Annotated in this window: 18 protein-coding genes; 6 read left to right on the plus strand and 12 right to left on the minus strand. The window is 73.2% G+C overall.

Annotation, left to right across the window (positions count from 1 at the left end; translation table 11 throughout):
• Nucleotides 1-19: 19 nt before the first annotated feature.
• Both AMYTH_RS0117345 and AMYTH_RS0117350 read left to right on the plus strand, forming a co-directional pair.
• Nucleotides 20-847: a DUF427 domain-containing protein gene (locus AMYTH_RS0117345; RefSeq protein WP_027931399.1), complete on the plus strand. Its 828-nt coding sequence runs from the start codon at nt 20-22 to the stop codon at nt 845-847.
• Between the two features lie 17 nt (nt 848-864).
• Entirely contained in the window at nt 865-1,641 is a 777-nt protein-coding gene (locus AMYTH_RS0117350; protein WP_027931400.1) for an APH(3'') family aminoglycoside O-phosphotransferase, read from the plus strand.
• Here AMYTH_RS0117350 and AMYTH_RS0117355 read toward each other — a convergent pair.
• From AMYTH_RS0117355 to AMYTH_RS0117365, 3 genes are read right to left on the minus strand one after another with little or no spacing between them, the layout of a single operon-like run.
• A complete protein-coding gene (locus AMYTH_RS0117355; protein WP_051362722.1) occupies nt 1,628-2,464 on the minus strand; it encodes an alpha/beta fold hydrolase in 837 nt (278 codons plus the stop codon). The two genes, AMYTH_RS0117350 and AMYTH_RS0117355, sit on opposite strands and share 14 nt — an antisense overlap.
• A 2-nt stretch (nt 2,465-2,466) precedes the next feature.
• Nucleotides 2,467-3,264 carry an SDR family NAD(P)-dependent oxidoreductase gene (locus AMYTH_RS45140; protein WP_037322579.1) on the minus strand — a complete coding sequence of 266 codons (798 nt, stop codon included), beginning with the start codon at nt 3,262-3,264 and terminating at the stop codon, nt 2,467-2,469.
• On the minus strand, nt 3,264-4,748 hold the full coding sequence (locus tag AMYTH_RS0117365) for a flavin-containing monooxygenase (protein ID WP_027931402.1): 1,485 nt from the start codon (nt 4,746-4,748) through the stop codon (nt 3,264-3,266). The genes AMYTH_RS45140 and AMYTH_RS0117365 overlap by 1 nt, the downstream gene beginning before the upstream one ends.
• Before the next feature lie 113 nt (nt 4,749-4,861).
• Here AMYTH_RS0117365 and AMYTH_RS0117370 point away from each other — a divergent pair, with 113 nt between their 5' ends.
• From AMYTH_RS0117370 to sigJ, 3 genes are read left to right on the plus strand one after another with little or no spacing between them, the layout of a single operon-like run.
• Nucleotides 4,862-5,518, plus strand: coding sequence for a TetR/AcrR family transcriptional regulator (locus AMYTH_RS0117370; protein ID WP_017981417.1), 657 nt, complete (start codon nt 4,862-4,864; stop codon nt 5,516-5,518).
• Between the two features lie 37 nt (nt 5,519-5,555).
• On the plus strand, nt 5,556-5,699 hold the full coding sequence (locus AMYTH_RS49555) for a hypothetical protein (protein ID WP_167344599.1): 144 nt from the start codon (nt 5,556-5,558) through the stop codon (nt 5,697-5,699).
• Nucleotides 5,700-5,716: 17 nt separating this feature from the next.
• Nucleotides 5,717-6,595 carry an RNA polymerase sigma factor SigJ gene (gene sigJ, locus AMYTH_RS0117380; protein ID WP_037322580.1) on the plus strand — a complete coding sequence of 293 codons (879 nt, stop codon included), beginning with the start codon at nt 5,717-5,719 and terminating at the stop codon, nt 6,593-6,595.
• Here the strand turns inward: sigJ and AMYTH_RS0117385 are convergent.
• From AMYTH_RS0117385 to AMYTH_RS0117410, 6 genes are all read right to left on the minus strand, one after another.
• Nucleotides 6,587-7,231: a maleylpyruvate isomerase family mycothiol-dependent enzyme gene (locus tag AMYTH_RS0117385; RefSeq protein ID WP_027931404.1), complete on the minus strand. Its 645-nt coding sequence runs from the start codon at nt 7,229-7,231 to the stop codon at nt 6,587-6,589. The genes sigJ and AMYTH_RS0117385 overlap by 9 nt on opposite strands.
• Nucleotides 7,225-7,863, minus strand: coding sequence for an SGNH/GDSL hydrolase family protein (locus AMYTH_RS0117390; RefSeq protein WP_027931405.1), 639 nt, complete (start codon nt 7,861-7,863; stop codon nt 7,225-7,227). The genes AMYTH_RS0117385 and AMYTH_RS0117390 overlap by 7 nt, the downstream gene beginning before the upstream one ends.
• 105 nt (nt 7,864-7,968) lie before the next feature.
• Nucleotides 7,969-8,262, minus strand: a complete 294-nt coding sequence (locus AMYTH_RS45145; RefSeq protein ID WP_400981488.1) for a hypothetical protein — start codon at nt 8,260-8,262, stop codon at nt 7,969-7,971.
• A gap of 99 nt (nt 8,263-8,361) precedes the next feature.
• Nucleotides 8,362-9,222: an LLM class flavin-dependent oxidoreductase gene (locus AMYTH_RS0117400; protein ID WP_027931407.1), complete on the minus strand. Its 861-nt coding sequence runs from the start codon at nt 9,220-9,222 to the stop codon at nt 8,362-8,364.
• Nucleotides 9,223-9,460: 238 nt separating this feature from the next.
• Nucleotides 9,461-10,033 (minus strand): LmrA/YxaF family transcription factor, encoded by a 573-nt coding sequence (locus tag AMYTH_RS0117405; protein ID WP_433752578.1) that lies wholly within the window; start codon nt 10,031-10,033, stop codon nt 9,461-9,463.
• Entirely contained in the window at nt 10,030-10,527 is a 498-nt protein-coding gene (locus AMYTH_RS0117410; protein WP_228684836.1) for a GNAT family N-acetyltransferase, read from the minus strand. Before AMYTH_RS0117410 ends, AMYTH_RS0117405 begins: the two co-directional genes overlap by 4 nt.
• A 61-nt stretch (nt 10,528-10,588) precedes the next feature.
• Here AMYTH_RS0117410 and AMYTH_RS0117415 point away from each other — a divergent pair, with 61 nt between their 5' ends.
• The gene (locus tag AMYTH_RS0117415) at nt 10,589-12,016 is read left to right on the plus strand and encodes a bifunctional phosphatase PAP2/diacylglycerol kinase family protein (protein WP_027931410.1); all 1,428 of its coding nucleotides are present in this window, start codon (nt 10,589-10,591) and stop codon (nt 12,014-12,016) included.
• Nucleotides 12,017-12,486: 470 nt separating this feature from the next.
• On the opposite strand, the gene AMYTH_RS0117420 is transcribed toward AMYTH_RS0117415, so the two are convergent.
• Genes AMYTH_RS0117420 through AMYTH_RS48900 form a run of 3 tightly spaced genes read right to left on the minus strand, consistent with a single transcriptional unit; the run spans nt 12,487 to nt 14,832 of the window.
• Complete coding sequence (locus tag AMYTH_RS0117420) at nt 12,487-12,957, minus strand: SRPBCC family protein (protein WP_037322581.1); 471 nt, start codon at nt 12,955-12,957, stop codon at nt 12,487-12,489.
• Between the two features lie 25 nt (nt 12,958-12,982).
• Complete coding sequence (locus tag AMYTH_RS0117425; RefSeq protein ID WP_027931412.1) at nt 12,983-13,642, minus strand: ESX secretion-associated protein EspG; 660 nt, start codon at nt 13,640-13,642, stop codon at nt 12,983-12,985.
• On the minus strand, nt 13,639-14,832 hold the full coding sequence (locus tag AMYTH_RS48900) for a hypothetical protein (RefSeq protein WP_157360621.1): 1,194 nt from the start codon (nt 14,830-14,832) through the stop codon (nt 13,639-13,641). Before AMYTH_RS48900 ends, AMYTH_RS0117425 begins: the two co-directional genes overlap by 4 nt.
• Between the last annotated feature and the right edge of the window lie 323 nt (nt 14,833-15,155).

Raw genomic sequence — 15,155 nt, forward strand, 5'->3', positions numbered from 1 at the left:
CGGGGCGGACAGTGGGGCGATGGCGCTGCAGCTGAGCCTTCGTCAGGCGCGTGAGCTGCCCGAACTGCGGTTCGAGCCGACGCGCAAGCGGGTGCGGGCGGTCGCCGGCGGGAAGGTGTTCGCCGACTCCCGCCGGGCGGCCCTGGTGTGGGAGCCGCGGCGGGTGGTGCCGCAGTACGCCTTCCCGGCGGCCGACGTCCACGCCTCGCTCACGCCCGCCCCGCCGTCCGACGTGGAGCGGCACCCGGTGTCGCTCGGGCCCAACACGGGGGTGCTGGACCCGAGCACCGGGTTCGCCGCGCACACCACCGCGGGCACGCCGCTCACGCTGAGCATGGACGGCGTGGTTCTGGAGGGCGCCGGGTTCCGGGCGGACGACCCGGACCTCGCGGAGTACGTGATCGCCGACTTCGACGCGTTCGACGAGTGGCTGGAAGAGGACGAGACGATCGTGTCCCACCCGCGCGACCCGTTCCACCGCGTCGACGTGCGGCGCAGCTCGCGGCACGTGCGGGTGGAGGTCGACGGGGTGCCGCTGGCGGACACGAAGTCGCCGCTGCTGGTGTTCGAGACGTCCCTGCCGCCGCGGCTGTACCTGCCACCGTCCGATGTGGACTTCAGCAGGCTGCGGGAGTCCGCCCGCGCGACCACGTGCGCCTACAAGGGGCGGGCGCGGTACTGGTCGGCCGAGGTCGGCGGCCGGACGCACCCGGACCTCGCGTGGGCGTACGAAAACCCGCTCCCGGACGCCGTGCAGCTCGCCGGGCACGTGGCCTTCTTCGACGAGCGGGTGGACGTGACGCTGGACGGGAAGCGGGTGCCGCGGCCGGTCACGCCCTGGTCCTGAATCGATAACCTGACGCCATGCACGATCACCCCGGCTGGCGTCCGGTCAGCGGCGGCGAGTCGGGCGCCGCGGTGTTCCACAGCGCCGGCGGCGACCGCTACGCCAAGCACGTGGCGCCCGCGGACGCGCCCGGTCTCCGGCACGAACGCGACCGGATCGCCTGGCTCGCCGGCCAGGGCGTGCCGGGCCCACGGGTGCTCGACTGGCACTCGGGCGAAACCGGCGCCTGCCTGGTGACCAGCACCGTTCCCGGTGTGCCCGCCGACCGGCTGTCCGCGGAAGACCTCGGCCGCGCCTGGCCGCACATCGCGGACGCGGTGCGCCGGCTGCACGACCTGCCCGCGGACGACTGCCCGTTCAGCCGCGACCTGGACGCGATGGTCGCCGTGGCGCGGGACGTCGTCGCCCGCGGTGCGGTGAACCCGGAGTTCCTGCCCGTCGAGCAGCAGGACACCCCGCCCGCGGAGCTGCTGGCGCGTCTCGTGCCGCAGGTCGAGCAGCGCCGCGCCGAGGAGGCCACCGACACCGTGATCTGCCACGGCGACCTCTGCCTGCCCAACATCGTCGTCGACCCCGCGACGAGCGAGGTGTCGGGCTTCGTCGATCTAGGCCGCCTCGGCCGGGCCGACCGCCACGCCGACCTCGCGCTGCTGCTGGCCAACGCCAGGGAGACCTGGCCGGACGAGGAACGGGCGAAGGCTGCGGACGCGGAGTTCGCCGAGCGGTACGGCGCCGCGCCCGATCCCGCCCGGCTGCGGTTCTACCTCCACCTCGACCCGCTCACCTGGGGCTGACCTGCTCCGCCCAGAAGCGCGTCACCAGGTCGTGGAACTCCGCGGCCCGCTCGATCTGCGGCATGTGCCCGGTGTCGGTGAACAGCCGCGTCTGCGCGTGCGGCAACGCGCGCCGGGCGGCGTCGAGGTGCAGGGCGGGCAGGATGAGGTCGCGGTCGCCCCACACGACGAGCGTCGGCAGGGCCCGCGCGGCCACCGCCTGGACCAGCTCGGCCCGCCAGTCCTCCCGCACGCCGCGGAAACCGCCGAGCCCGCGCGCCGTCTCGAGCATCACCCGCGCCGCGTGCGGCTGCCGGGCGATCTCCAGCGCGTGCTCGACCCGCTCCCGCGTCGCGAACTTGCGGTCGTGGAACAACGCCCGCTCGGTCCGCACGGCCCCGGCCACGCTCGGGCGCAGCAGCAGCTTCCCCAACGGCCGCAACGCCAGCAGCCGCAACGCGATCGTCACCTCGCGGCCGAACCCCGCGCTGTTCACCAGCACCAGGCTGCGCACCCGCTCCGGCGCGTCGACCGACAACCGCATCGCGACCGCGCCGCCGAGCGAGTTCCCGGCCACGTGCACCGGCTGCGTCTCCCCCACCGCGTCCAGGAAGTCCGCCGCGAACCCGGCCAGCGCGGCGAGCGTGTGCTTGCCCGGCAACGGTTCCGACATCCCGAAGCCGGCGAGGTCGACGCTGTAGGTGCGGTGCGCGGCGGCGAGCAGGTCCTGCTGCTCGGACCAGTCCCGCAGGCTCCGGCCGATCCCGTGCAGCAGCAGGACCGGCGGCCCGTCGCCGTCCACGCGGTAGCGGGCCCGCCGCCCGCGCACGTCCACGAAGTCCACGGTCAGCGCAACCTGCCCAGCAGCCGGCTGTGTGCGCCGGGCAGCAGCCGCACCAGCAGGTCGGGGATCTTCGCGTCCCAGCCGATCAGCACGCGCGGCTTGCGGTGCTCGATCGCGTCCACGATGACCGCCGCGGCCTTCGCCGGGTCCATCCGCAGCACGCGTTCCCACTGCCGCGTGTCCATCCCGCCGGGCACGCCGCTGCCGACGCGCGCGGACTCCGCGATCCGGGTGCGGATGCCGCCCGGGTGCACCGACGTGACCCCGACCTGGCCGGCCAGCTCGTGCCGGATCGCCTCGGTGAACCCGCGGATCGCGAACTTGCTCGCCGCGTACGCCGACTGCCCCGGGGGCGCGATCAGCCCGAACAGGCTGGACACATTGGCGATGTGCGAGCCGGGCGCGGCCTTGAGCGCGGGCAGCAGCGCGTGCGTCAGCTGGACCGGGGCGCGGAAGTTGACGTCCACGACCCAGCCGAACTCCTCCAGCGTCAGCTGGTCGAACCGGCCGCCCAGCGCGACACCGGCGTTGTTGATCAGCAACGTCAGCCGCGGGTTCTCGGCCAGCACCCGCGCGGCGGCCGCGGCCGTCTCCTCCGCCGAGGCCAGGTCGGCCACCTGGGTTGAGACGTCCACTCCGGCGCCCACGGCCTTGGCCACCGCGGCCAGCCGGTCGGCGTCGCGGTCCAGCAGCACCAGGTTCGAGCCCCGCGCGGCCAGGGCGTGCGCGAGCGCCTCGCCGATCCCGCTGGCCGCCCCGGTCACCACGGCCGTGCCGCCGTCGAACAGGTAGTCGCGCATCAGGCCACCCGCTCCTTCGCCTGCTTGGCGGTGCGGGCGAACCGCATGGCGTCGTCCGTCAGCGACCCGTGCCGCATCAGCATGACGTCGCGCGGGTAGTTCTGGAACAGCCGCCACGGCGCGGCCGGGCCCTGCTTGGGCAGCTTGTCGATGCTGCGCAGCACGTACCCGGACTTGAGGTCGATGAGCGGCTCGGTCGCGGTGACCGACGGCGGCGCCACCGGGGTGCAGGTGGTGTAGCCGTGCTCGTCGAGGTGGTTGAGCAGGCGGCACACGTACCCGGCGACGAGGTCGGCCTTCAGCGTCCACGAGGCGTTCGTGTAGCCGATGGTGAACGCGTAGTTCGGCACGCCGGAGAGCATCATGCCCTTGTACGCCAGGCGTTCGCCGATCTCCACCGGCTCGCCGTCGACCACCAGGTCCAGCCCGCCGAACGGCAGCAGGTTCAGGCCGGTGGCCGTGACGATGATGTCGGCCTCCAGCACCCGGCCGGAGGCCAGCCGGACGCCCTCCGCGGTGAACCGCTCGATGGTGTCGGTGACGATGTCGGCCTTGCCGCTGCGGACGGCCTTGAACAGGTCCCCGTCCGGCACGAAGCACACCCGCTGGTCCCACGGGTCGTAGCTGGGGTTGAAGTGCCGGTCCACCTCGAACCCGCGCGGCAGCTGCGCGGACGCCGCCTTGCGCAGGAACTTCCGCACGAACGCCGGGATGCGGCGGCTGAGCTGGAAAAACAGCATGGCGGACAGCACGTTCTTCCACCGCACGATCGGATAGGCCACCTTGGGCGGCAGCACGCCGCGCAGCTTGTCGGCGACCGGGTCGGTGCCCGGCAGCGACAGCACGTAACTGGGCGAGCGCTGCAGCATCGTCACGTGCGCCGCGTCGCCTGCCATCGCGGGCAGCAGCGTCACGGCCGTGGCGCCGCTGCCGATCACGACGACGCGCTTGCCGGTGTAGTCCAGGTCCTCCGGCCAGTGCTGCGGGTGCACGACGGTGCCGGCGAACTCGTCCTGACCGGGGAACTCCGGCGCGTAGCCCTGGTCGTAGCGGTAGTACCCGGAGTTGACGAACAGGAAGTCGCAGGTGATTCGCACGCGTTCGCCGGTGTCGGTGCGCTCCGCCTCGACCGTCCACAGTGCCTGGGCCGAGGACCACTCCGCCCGCACCACGCGGTGGTGGAACCGGATCTTGCGGTCGATGCCGCGCTTGCGCGCGGTGGTCCGCACGTACTCGCGGATGGACGGGCCGTCCGCGATCGCTTTCGCGTCGGTCCACGGCTCGAACGAGTAGCCCAGGGTGAACATGTCCGAGTCGGAGCGGACGCCCGGGTAGCGGAACAGGTCCCAGGTGCCGCCGATCGCGCCGCGCGACTCGAAGATCGCGTACGTGCGTCCGGGGCACTCGGCCTGCAGGTGGCTGGCGGCGCCGATCCCGGACAGCCCGGCACCGACGATCAGGACGTCGACGTGTTCCAGCGTCATCGCTTCCCCGTTCCTCAGGCGTCTGCCACCGCAACGTACCAACGGTATGTCGATATGGTCAACACTCCGTCGAGATCGCCGACAAGGGGTTGGGCACCTGATACGGTGGCCACATGGCCACCGAACCCGCCGTCCGCAACCGCCCGGCACGCGGCCGACGCGCGCCCCGGCCCAGCGGTGACGAGCGGGAGCTGGCGATCCTGGCCACCGCCGAGCGCCTGCTGGCGGACCGGCCGCTGAGCGACATCTCGATCGACGACCTCGCGCGCGGCGCGGGCATTTCCCGGCCCACGTTCTACTTCTACTTCCGCTCCAAGGACGCGGTGCTGCTCACGCTGCTGGACCGGGTCACCGAGGAGGCCGACCGGGCGTCGTCGGCGGTGTTCGACAACCCCGGCCCGACCCCCGCGGAGCGCTGGCGGCAGTGCCTGGACGCCATCTACACGACGTTCCGCGCCCACCGCTCCGTCGCGCTCGCCGCGGCGGAGGCCCGGCACACCAACGCCGAGGTGCGGGAGCTGTGGGCGGGGATGATGGGGACCTGGGTCAGCCGCACCGCGGAGGCCATCGAGGCCGAGCGGGCGCGCGGCGCGGCCCCCGCGGGCCGGCCGGCGCGGGAGCTGGCGATCGCGCTGAACCTGATGAACGAACGTGTCCTGTACGCGACCTTCGCGGGCGACGACCCGGCCGTACTGGAGGCGAACGTGGTCGACGTGCTGCTGGACGTGTGGCTGACCACCATCTACCGCACCACCGAACCGCCGGCCTGACCCGTTTCGGCGGCCGGCGGCCGGGTAGCCCGGGCGCATGGAACGCAAGCACGACGACGCCCGCGAGGACCTGCCCGGCGCCGAGGACTCCTCCCCGGAGGAGCAGGAGGTGCTGCGGGGCGAGCAGGGCACGTCCTCGGGTGACGAGCACGACGATTTCGATCCGCAGCAGGGCCGGTAACTGGCATCCTGGGAGGCGTGGACCGCCTCGCCCGTTTCGAAGCCAACCGCCCGCGCCTGCTCGGCCTGGCCTACCGGCTGCTCGGCGAGGCGTCCGAGGCCGAGGACGTCGTGCAGGAGGCCTACCTTCGCTGGGACGCCAGCGACGGCGTCGAGGTGCCGGAGGCGTGGCTGACGAAGGTCGTCACGAACCTCTGCCTGACCCGCCTCACCTCGGCGCGGGCGCGGCGCGAGCTCTACACCGGCCCGTGGCTGCCGGAGCCGGTGTTCACCGAGCACGGCGAGCTGGGCCCGCCGGAGACCGCCGAGCAGCGCGACTCGCTGTCGATGGGGCTGCTCTTCCTGCTGGAACGGCTGACCCCGCCGGAACGCGCGGCGTTCGTGCTGCGGGAGGCGTTCGGCCACAGCCACCGCGAGATCGGCGAGATCCTCGACCTCGACGAATCCCACGTCCGCCAGCTGTACCGCCGCGCGCGGCAGCACGTCGGCGACGGGCGCAAACGCTTCACCGCGACGACCGAGCAGCGCCGCGCCATCGTGGAGCGGTTCCTCGACGCCACCGTCAAGGGCGATGTGGCCGCCCTGGAACGGATGTTCGCCGACGAGGTCGTGTCCTGGGCGGACGGGGGCGGCAAGGTCACCGCCGCCCGCCGCCCGATCCTCGGCCGCGACCGCGTCGCCCGGTACGTCGCCGGTCTGCACCGCGACCCACGCGCGGCCGACATCGAGCTCTCGGTGCGCTCGATCAACGGCTCGCCCGGCCTCGCGCTGCACCTGCACGGCGAGCTGTTCGGGATCGTGCTGCTCGAACCGGGCGCGGACGGCGTGCTCGCGCTGCACACGGTCGTCAACCCGGACAAGCTCGCCTACGCCGCGGCCCAGAAGTGGTCAGCGTGAGTAGACGTTGACGTCGCCACCGAGGCCGAGCGCGGCCGGGTCGCGCCTGCCGGAGGCCGTGAGCACGAACTCCAGCGCGTCGGCCTCGACGGTGTCTCCCCCGCTGCCGATGTCGACCGGGCCGAAGCCGCGCAGTTCCAGGCGCGCGGGTCCCCAGCCCTTCTGGCGCAGGGATTCCGCGACCCAGTGCACGGCGGCGGTCAGCCCGCTGCCCCGTTCGGGCTCGCGGCCGAGCGCGGCGCGGATGTCGTCGCCGTGGACGTAGGCGTCGTACCACAGGGTCAGGACACCGTTGCCGACCGTCCGGCCCCGCACGCCGCTCGGCTTCGCCCACCGCTGATCGTCGAGTGTGGACAGTGCGGCCCGGAGTTTCGCGTTGGCTTCGCGGAGCATCGCGGCCAGTTCGGCGGGCTCGTGGTGCGCGAGGGCGACGGCCTGCTCGTCGGGGGTGCGTGTGCCGATGGTGCCCGCCGCGGTGTCCACGGCGTTGCCGACCACGTGCGCGGCGACGTCCCGCACCCGCCACTTCGTGCAGCGGGTGGGCGTGTCCCAGCCGTCGGTCACCGACTCGACGAGTTCGGCGAACCGGTCGTACTGGCCGGTGGCGCCCTCGACGACCTGCCGCCGCGTCAGCACGACAGCTCCGCGGCGAGCCTGCGGACGGTTTCGGTGACGACGATCGCGTGGCCGCGGGCGTTGACGTGCAACCGGTCGGCGCTGTAGATCCCCGCGTCCGCGGAGGCCGGGTGGTCGCCGAGGTCGATGTACCAGGCGCCGTGGCGGTCGGCGACGCGGCGGGTGAGCCGCGCGAGCCGGCCCAGCCGCACGCGGAGCCCGTCGCGCCGGTCGTCGTCGGCGAGCGGCGACCGCGAGATGTCGAACAGGCCCATGACCACCACGGCGGCGCCGGCCGCGCGCAGGGCGGAGACGATCTCGGAAAGCGTTTCCTCGACCGCGACGGGGTCGAACGAGCGGCGCAGCATGTCGTTGCCACCGGCCGCGACCACGGCCAGGTCCGGCCGGAAGTCCAGGGCCGCGGCGAGCTGGGTGTCCCGGACCTGGGCGGCACGCAGGTCGCGCACGCCGAGGTTGGCGTAGGCCAGGCCGGGCTGCTGTTCGCGCAGCAGGTCGGCGAGCCGGTCGGCCCACGGCGGCGGCGGGTAGCCGTCGACCGGGTCGCCCAGCCCCTCGGCGACGCTGTCGCCCAGCACGGCGAGCCGCCGCCAGGGCGCGCCGCGCAGTGATCCGGTGAGCACGTCGGTCGTCATGGTCGCCCCCGTCGTCAAACTTTGTGGACGACCGTACTTTAAGTTCGAGCGCGAGATCGAGTCAAGGAGGTATTCGCATGGGTTTTGCGGCGGACGGGTGTCCGGTCAGTTGCGGCGCTGGCTGGGGATCGATCCCGCCCCGGCGCGCCGGGCCGCGACGACCAGACAGCGCTCGCACGGCATGCCCACCGGGCGGTCCAGCAGGTCCAGCTCGCCGCGGCGGCCTTCGAAGCCGCAGTAGGCGACCAGCACACCGGGCCGCTCGGCCGGCAACGGGAAGACATGGGCCACGCGCTGGGTCTCGCCCACGGTGCCGGACCGTGGCCGGGCGAGGACGAACGTCCCGTTCAGCCCTCCTGGCTCGTCGCGCACCTCGGGCACCCTCACCCATCCACTCACGGTGAGCCTCCTCTCCGGTGCACCCCGGTGGGTCCACTTCGGATACTCGTGCCGGTGGTTCCCTGGTGCGGGCACACGGCAAACGCCGTGGCGGGGTTTTCACCCGACAGTGCCGTGTTCGTCCACAGTGGGCAGCCGCGCGGCGAGCAGCCCGATCTGCTCCGGTTCGGCCGTGCAGGGCAGCAGCACGAGGTCGTCGGCGCCGGCCTCGGCGAGGCGGGTGATCTCCTTGTGCAGGTGGCCGCGGTCGGTGAGGACGTCCGGCCGCACCTGGTCGGCATAGGCGGGCCCGTAGTAGTGGGCGATGTAGTCGTCCGCGCGGCGCTCGGCGTCCGGCCCGAAGCAGAAGTACCGCTCGACGACGATCCGCGCCCGCGGCGAGATCGCGCGGACGGCCGCCACGCCTTGGTGGAGGACCGGCAGGCCGAAGGAGGGCGCCACCCAGCCGTCCGACAACCTGGCGGCGCGGGCGAAGCCGGCCGGGGTGAGCCCGGCCAGCAGGAGGCCTGGACGCCCGTCCGGCAATGCTGGGACCGGTCCGGAGGCGCCGTGCGTCTCGCCGCGCCAGACCGCGCGCATGGTCGCGAGGGTGTCCTCGAACGCGGCACCGCGGCCGGTCATCGGGACTTCGCTGGCCGCGTAGTCCTCCGGCCAGCCGCCCATCCCGAGCCCGACGGTGAGCCGGCCGCCGGAAAGCCGTTCCAGGGAGCCGATCTGCTTGGCGAGGAGCACGGGGTTGCGGCGGTAGCCGGCGTTGAGCACGGTGGTCATCAGCTCGATCCGGGTGGTGCGCGCGGCCGCGGCCGCCAGCGCGACGAGCGGATCGAGGTTGTCGTAGACGAGCCGGTCGATCACGCCCAGCGAGGCGAACCCGAGGCGTTCGCACTCCGCGGCCCAGTCCCCGATCGAGGTGAAGTCCGCCCCAGGCACAGCGGCGGGAAGTCCGATTCCGATACGCATGCGGTGGACGGTAAGGTCCGCCCGGGGCGGCGGTCTTGAACGGAACGGACACTCCCCCTCAGGCGCGGCGCGCCAGGTCCGCCCACTCGTCGGCGTCAAACGAAACGCACACCCGCATCACCGGCCCCGCATCCGACGGCGCCGAACCCCCTGCGCCCGCCATCACAACCACCCTCCAAGCACTCCGACCCAGCTGCCACGCCCGCCCGCGCCGTCCCGACCAAACGCCCACCCGCCGTCAAACCCGCGCCGCGTCGAGCATCGGCCCCAACTCGGCCACCACCGCATCCAACGGCGCCACATCCTCCTGCGCCCGCGCCATCACGATCGCCCCTTCGAGCGCGCTGATCATCACCATCGCGAGCGACCGGCAGCGCGCCTCCGGCACGCCCATCTCGCGCAGGCTGTCCGCCACCGGCCGCAGCCACGTCTCGAACCCCGCACACACGGCCTGCCGCAGGTTCTCGTTGCCCGCCACCACATCCGCCGTCGCCGCGACGAGCGGGCAGCCCGCCGCGAAGCCCTCCTCGCGGAACTGGTCCCGCCACTGCGCCACCATCCCGGCGAACAACCCGGCCGGAGTCGGCGCGGCCTCGGCGTACCGCTTGACCCGCCGCGCCGCGAAGTCGCCGGACCACGCCAGCGCCTCGCGCACCAGCTGGTCCTTGCCGCCCGGGAAGTAGTGCTGCAGGGATCCCCGCGGCGCCGACGCGTGCTCCACCACCTCGCGCATCCCGGTGCCGCTCACCCCCTGCGTCCGGATCAGCTGCGCTGCGCTGTAGACCATCCGCTCCCGCGGCCCGCGCGTCACCTTGCCACCTCCCACACCGGTCCCGGCATCGTCAACTCGTAGTGGTACTCGCCGCGATCGGCCCCGCCGAGCAGCCGGAAACCCTGACCCCGCAACAAAGCCTTCGCCGCCACATTGTCCGCGTGCGTCACCGCCCGCACGGTCCACCCCTCCCACCGGCCCGAAGTCCGCAACCACGAAGCCATCGCCGTCGCGATCCCCTGCCGCTGCCACGGGTCGGCGACCACGATGCCGAGTTCCGCGACCCGCGCCTCGTCCGCCACCAGGTTCAGCAGCCCGGCAGGCGACCGCCCGCTGAACGCGACCAGCGCCACCCCGTGCGGCGGCCCGGCGAGGAGGTAGCGCCGGTAGCGGACGAGGACGTCCCGCGGATCCGGCTGCCCCGGCATCAGGAAGCGGTTCCGGAGAGTCACCGCGGAGCAGGCCAGGACGAGTTCGGCGACCTCCGCCGAGGACGTGCCGTCCAGCTCGGTCACCGTCATGACAGCTGTCATAGAACCGGTGTACTCCTCGGTGTGCCCGGAAGCAAGCGCGGAGCGCGCCTAGACTGCCGGCATGCGGCGATGGGTTTCCCGGGTGGACCGGCAGGTGTTCGCGCGGGTGGCGGCGACCGATTCCGCGCTCCTGGACCGGGTGCTGCCCCGCCTCGGCCGCGCGGCCAACTACGGCGGCCTGTGGTGGGCGGTCAGCGTCACGCTCGCCGCGACCCGCAACCGCCGCGCGCGCCGCGCCGCCCTGCGCGGAATGCTGGCGCTGGGCATCGCGAGCGCGACGGCCAACGGCCTGAGCAAGCGGATCATCCGCCGCACCCGCCCGTCGACGGTCGCCATCCCGCCGGTCCGGCAGTTGCGGCGCGCGCCGTGGACGACGTCGTTCCCGTCCGGGCACTCCGCGTCCGCGGCCGCTTTCGCCGCCGGGGCCGCGCTGGAGTGGCCCGCGCTCGGCGTGCCGGTCGGGGCCCTCGCCGCCGGGGTGGCCACTTCCCGCGTGGTCACCGGCGCCCACTACCCGTCCGACGTGCTCGCCGGGATCGGTATCGGCCTGACCGCGGGCCTGGTCACGTTGTCGTGGTGGCCACGCACCCCGGCCGGCCCGTCGGACGCCGAACGGTGCCCGGCGCCCGCCCTGCCCACGGGCGAGGGCTTGGTCCTGGTGGCCAACTCGTCCGCGGGCAGCGCCGGCGCGGCGATTCTGGAGCAGGTCGCGGCGGAACTGCCGCAGGCCAAGATCGTCGAGCCTGCCGACGGCGAGGACCTGACCGAGGCGATGACCGAGGCCGCCCGGACCTGCCGGGTGCTGGGCGTCGCGGGCGGGGACGGCACGATCAACGTCGCGGCGCGGGTCGCCGCCGAGCACGGCGTCCCGTTGCTCGTCGTCCCGGCGGGCACCCTCAACCACTTCGCGCGCGACCTCGGCGTGGAGACCCCGGACGATGCGATCACCGCGCTGCGGGCCGGTTCCGCGGTGCGGATCGACCTCGGGGTGGCGGACAGCCAGGTGTTCGTCAACACCTGCAGCACCGGTCTGTACACCGATCTGGTCCGCTACCGGGAGAAGTGGGAGAAGCGGATCGGGAAGTGGCCCGCGGTGCTGGTCGGGCTGGTGCACGTCCTGCGCCGGGCGAAGCCGCAAGAGCTGGTGGTCAACGACGAGCGGCGCCGAGTGTGGATGATCTTCGCGGGCAACGGGGCGTACCGGCCGCGCGGTTTCGCGCCCACGTACCGCCCCAGCCTGCACGACGGGCTGCTCGACATCCGCGTGGTGTACGCGGAAAGCCCGTTCGCGCGGACGCGGGTGGTGCTGGCGGTGCTGACCGGAACGCTGCGCTGGTGCACGCCATACCAGGACCGGCCCGCGGCGCCGCAACTGAAGATCAGCGCCCCTGGGGGCCGCCTGCGACTCGCGGTGGACGGCGAGCTGACCGAGGTCCCGCCCGACGTGACGCTACGCAAGAACCGGGGCGCTCTGGTGGTCTACCGCTGAGCGGACCGCCCCGCGTGGCCGGCCCTCCGGTTCGGCCAACTGGCTAACTGGCTCAGCCACTCGCCCGGCTTTCCCTCCGGCCAACTGGCCCAGCCACTCGCCCGGCTTTCCCACCGGCCAAACTGGCCCAGCCACTCGCCCGGCTTTCCCACCGGGCCAACCGGCCCAGCCACCCGCCCGGCTTCCCCTCCAGCCAACCGGCTCAGCCACTCATCCGCCCCCAGCCAACTGATCCAGCTACTCGCCGGGCCCGGCTCCCTCACTGACCAACTGGCCCAGCCACTCGCCCAGACGTCCGTCACCGAGCGGCCCAACCACCCTCGACGACCTGCACTGCTCGCCCCGGCCTGGCCACCGCGCGCGGATTCCCGCCGGCCGAGTGGCTCAGCCACTGACCCACCGCAGGTCAGACGACGTGACCTGTGACCAAGCCGAACCGGCGCCGCGCCGCCGGGTTCATCGCGCCATGCTCAGGCGTGTTCGGCGCGGGTCTTCAGGCGCTGGAGCGTCGCGGCGATGTTGGCGCGGTTCTTGTCCTCGCGCTGCCACACGCCGGTCACCAGTGAACTCGGCGCGCGGAACCAGCCCGGCCGCTTGTCCCACGTGCTTTCGGTCACCACGCAGCCGTCGCCGGCGGGCTCGATGTCGTACTGCCACCGGGAAACCGGGATGCCCAGCGAACGCACCTCGAAGGCGAACCGCTTCCCCGCGTCGGCGTCGGTGATCGTGCTGACGGTGCTCCATAACCGCACTCCACGGCGGTTGATCCCCCGGAACCGCGCGCCGACCCGGGCGCCGGTCACGCCGCGTAGCCATCGGAACCCGCTGTACTCCTCGGCCAGCTCGGCGAGCACGCCGGGATCGCTCACCAGGTCGTACACGCGCGCCGGTTCGGCCGCGACCTCGATCCGGCCCGTGGCACTCGGCCCCGACTGGCCCATGGACACCTCGCAACGTCGCGAACAGTTACATACCTACAGTATGTATCTCCGCGGTGCTCGTCAACAGCGCGCTCACGCGACGGGCTAGACGGGCGTCGTCGGTGGGCGTGACGGTGATGCCGTCGCCGTCACGAGAAACCAGGTACCGGCCGCGCGACGAGTCGAACCAGGTGACCACAGTGGACGATCGCGCACCGGCGTGCACGCCGATCTGCCCGCCGCTGGAACGGCTTCCGGCCAGAGCGTCCACTGCGAACGGATCCACCGGCGCGCCGGGTGCGCCGGGCGGGAACACCGCGACGATCTCCGGAACCAGCGCGGCGGGCGGGATCTCGGTCAGCCAGATCTCGCCACCGGCGAGCACGGCCAGCACCCCGGTCCGGCCCGCTGCCGCGGCGAGGGCGCGGACCGGGTACCCGATGTGCCCGACGGCGTCGATCGACACCTCCGGACCGGCCAGCAGGGCGAGCAGCGTTTCCAACCGGGGATCGAGCCGACGACCGGACGCCAGGCCGCGTTCCGCGCACGACCGGTACACCTCATCGGTGAGCCGGGCCCGGACGGTGAATGTGCGGCCGACGCTGGGCACCCGCAGCGGATACGGCACGGGTGGCAGGTCGAGGTCGCCCCAGAGCAGGTCGAACTCGGGTGCGGACAGGACGAAGTCGGGTCTTCGGGGGGTCATGCCGGCCACGCGGCGGGGACCCGGCCGCCTGCGCCAGGCCCCGCCGCCTCGCCGAACCAGACGGCGAACGCGCCGCCACCGCTGCCCGGGCTCCCGGCGCCGCCGAAACCGGCGGCGCCGGGGCACAACGAGCCAACACCGCCGGAACCCGGGATCGCCGGGCCGGTGGTGCGCGTGCCGGGCGGCCGGGGCGAGTTCGTCACACCCGGCCGATGGGTGGCGCCGCCCGCGGCGCCGCTGATCGCGGACGCGGGCGGAACCGGCGGATCACTCCGCCGGAAGTCATTGCCCCGCAACCCCGATGCCGCCGCGGAGGAAGCAGAAGCGGCTGGCATGGGCAGATCACCGGGCCGGGGATCATTGCGCCGCAAGGGCGATGCCGGCCCGGCCGAAGCAGATGCGGGCGGAACCGGCGGATCAGTCCGCCGGGACTCATCCGCCAAGGCCGACGCCGCTCCGGGGGAAGCGGAGGGAGCGGGCGGAACCACTCGCCGGAAGTCACTGTCCCGCAACGCCGAAACCGCTGCCGGAGAACCGGACGCAAGCGAAGCCGGCGGATCACTCCGCCGGAGTTCGTTGTCCGGCGCCCCCGATACCACCCCGGCCGACGCGGACGAAGCCAAGAGCTCGCTCCGGCCGGAGTCCTTGTCCCGCAACCCCGATACCGCTTCGGGCGAAGCAGACACGCTCCGCCAGGATTCAGTGTCCGGCAACACCGCGACCGCCCCGGGCGAAGCGGACGGAACCGCGGGATCACTCCGGCGGAAACCATCCGCCAAGGCCGATGCCGCTCCGGAGGAAGCAGACCCTCGCGGCACCTGGTGCCCTGCGCCGACATCCATCGGCGGCAATGGCCGGGAACCACCGGAACTCCTGGGCGCTTCGGTCTGCTGCGGGAGCGACGCACCAGCCTCCGCCGCCCCGGAAGCGAACGCGGCCATCACCGACACCGCCTGGTCGTGCGCTCGCCACGCGTGCTCGGCGGCGGGACGTAGGTCGCCGGCGGCTTCGTAGAGAGTGGCGATCCCGCCGCGGGCGAACAGGCGCTCCAGGGTCTCGTCCAGGTCGAACGGAACCGGTTCCGGCATCGCGGCGCGGGCGGCCTCCGAGGCGGGGCCGGCGGCGTGCACCGTCTCATACAGTTCGCGATGGCTGCGCGCGGCCCAGTTCTGAGCGTCCTGCTCGCCCACGTCCGCGCTCCCTGTACTGATCGTTTCTGCCGAAATCACGCTCAGTGAAACCCGAAGACGTACCGCTGCGCCAGCGACCGAACGCCGCCATGCCCTATCGGACGGTCAACCCTGCCCGGCCACACCCACCGCGTCACCGCCCGCGCCTGCCGACCGCGCACGTCCGCCAACCGACCTCGCCCCCACCGCAACACCAGCGCCAACTCACCCCAGCCCAGACAACAAACGCCTCCCCCGATCCGCGACTTGCCGGGATACCCAAATCCTCACACCGCCCACGCCTACCGACCGCGCACGCCCGCCAACCGACCTCGCCCCCACCG

The organism is Amycolatopsis thermoflava N1165 (genome assembly GCF_000473265.1).
GTDB lineage: Bacteria > Actinomycetota > Actinomycetes > Mycobacteriales > Pseudonocardiaceae > Amycolatopsis_E > Amycolatopsis_E thermoflava.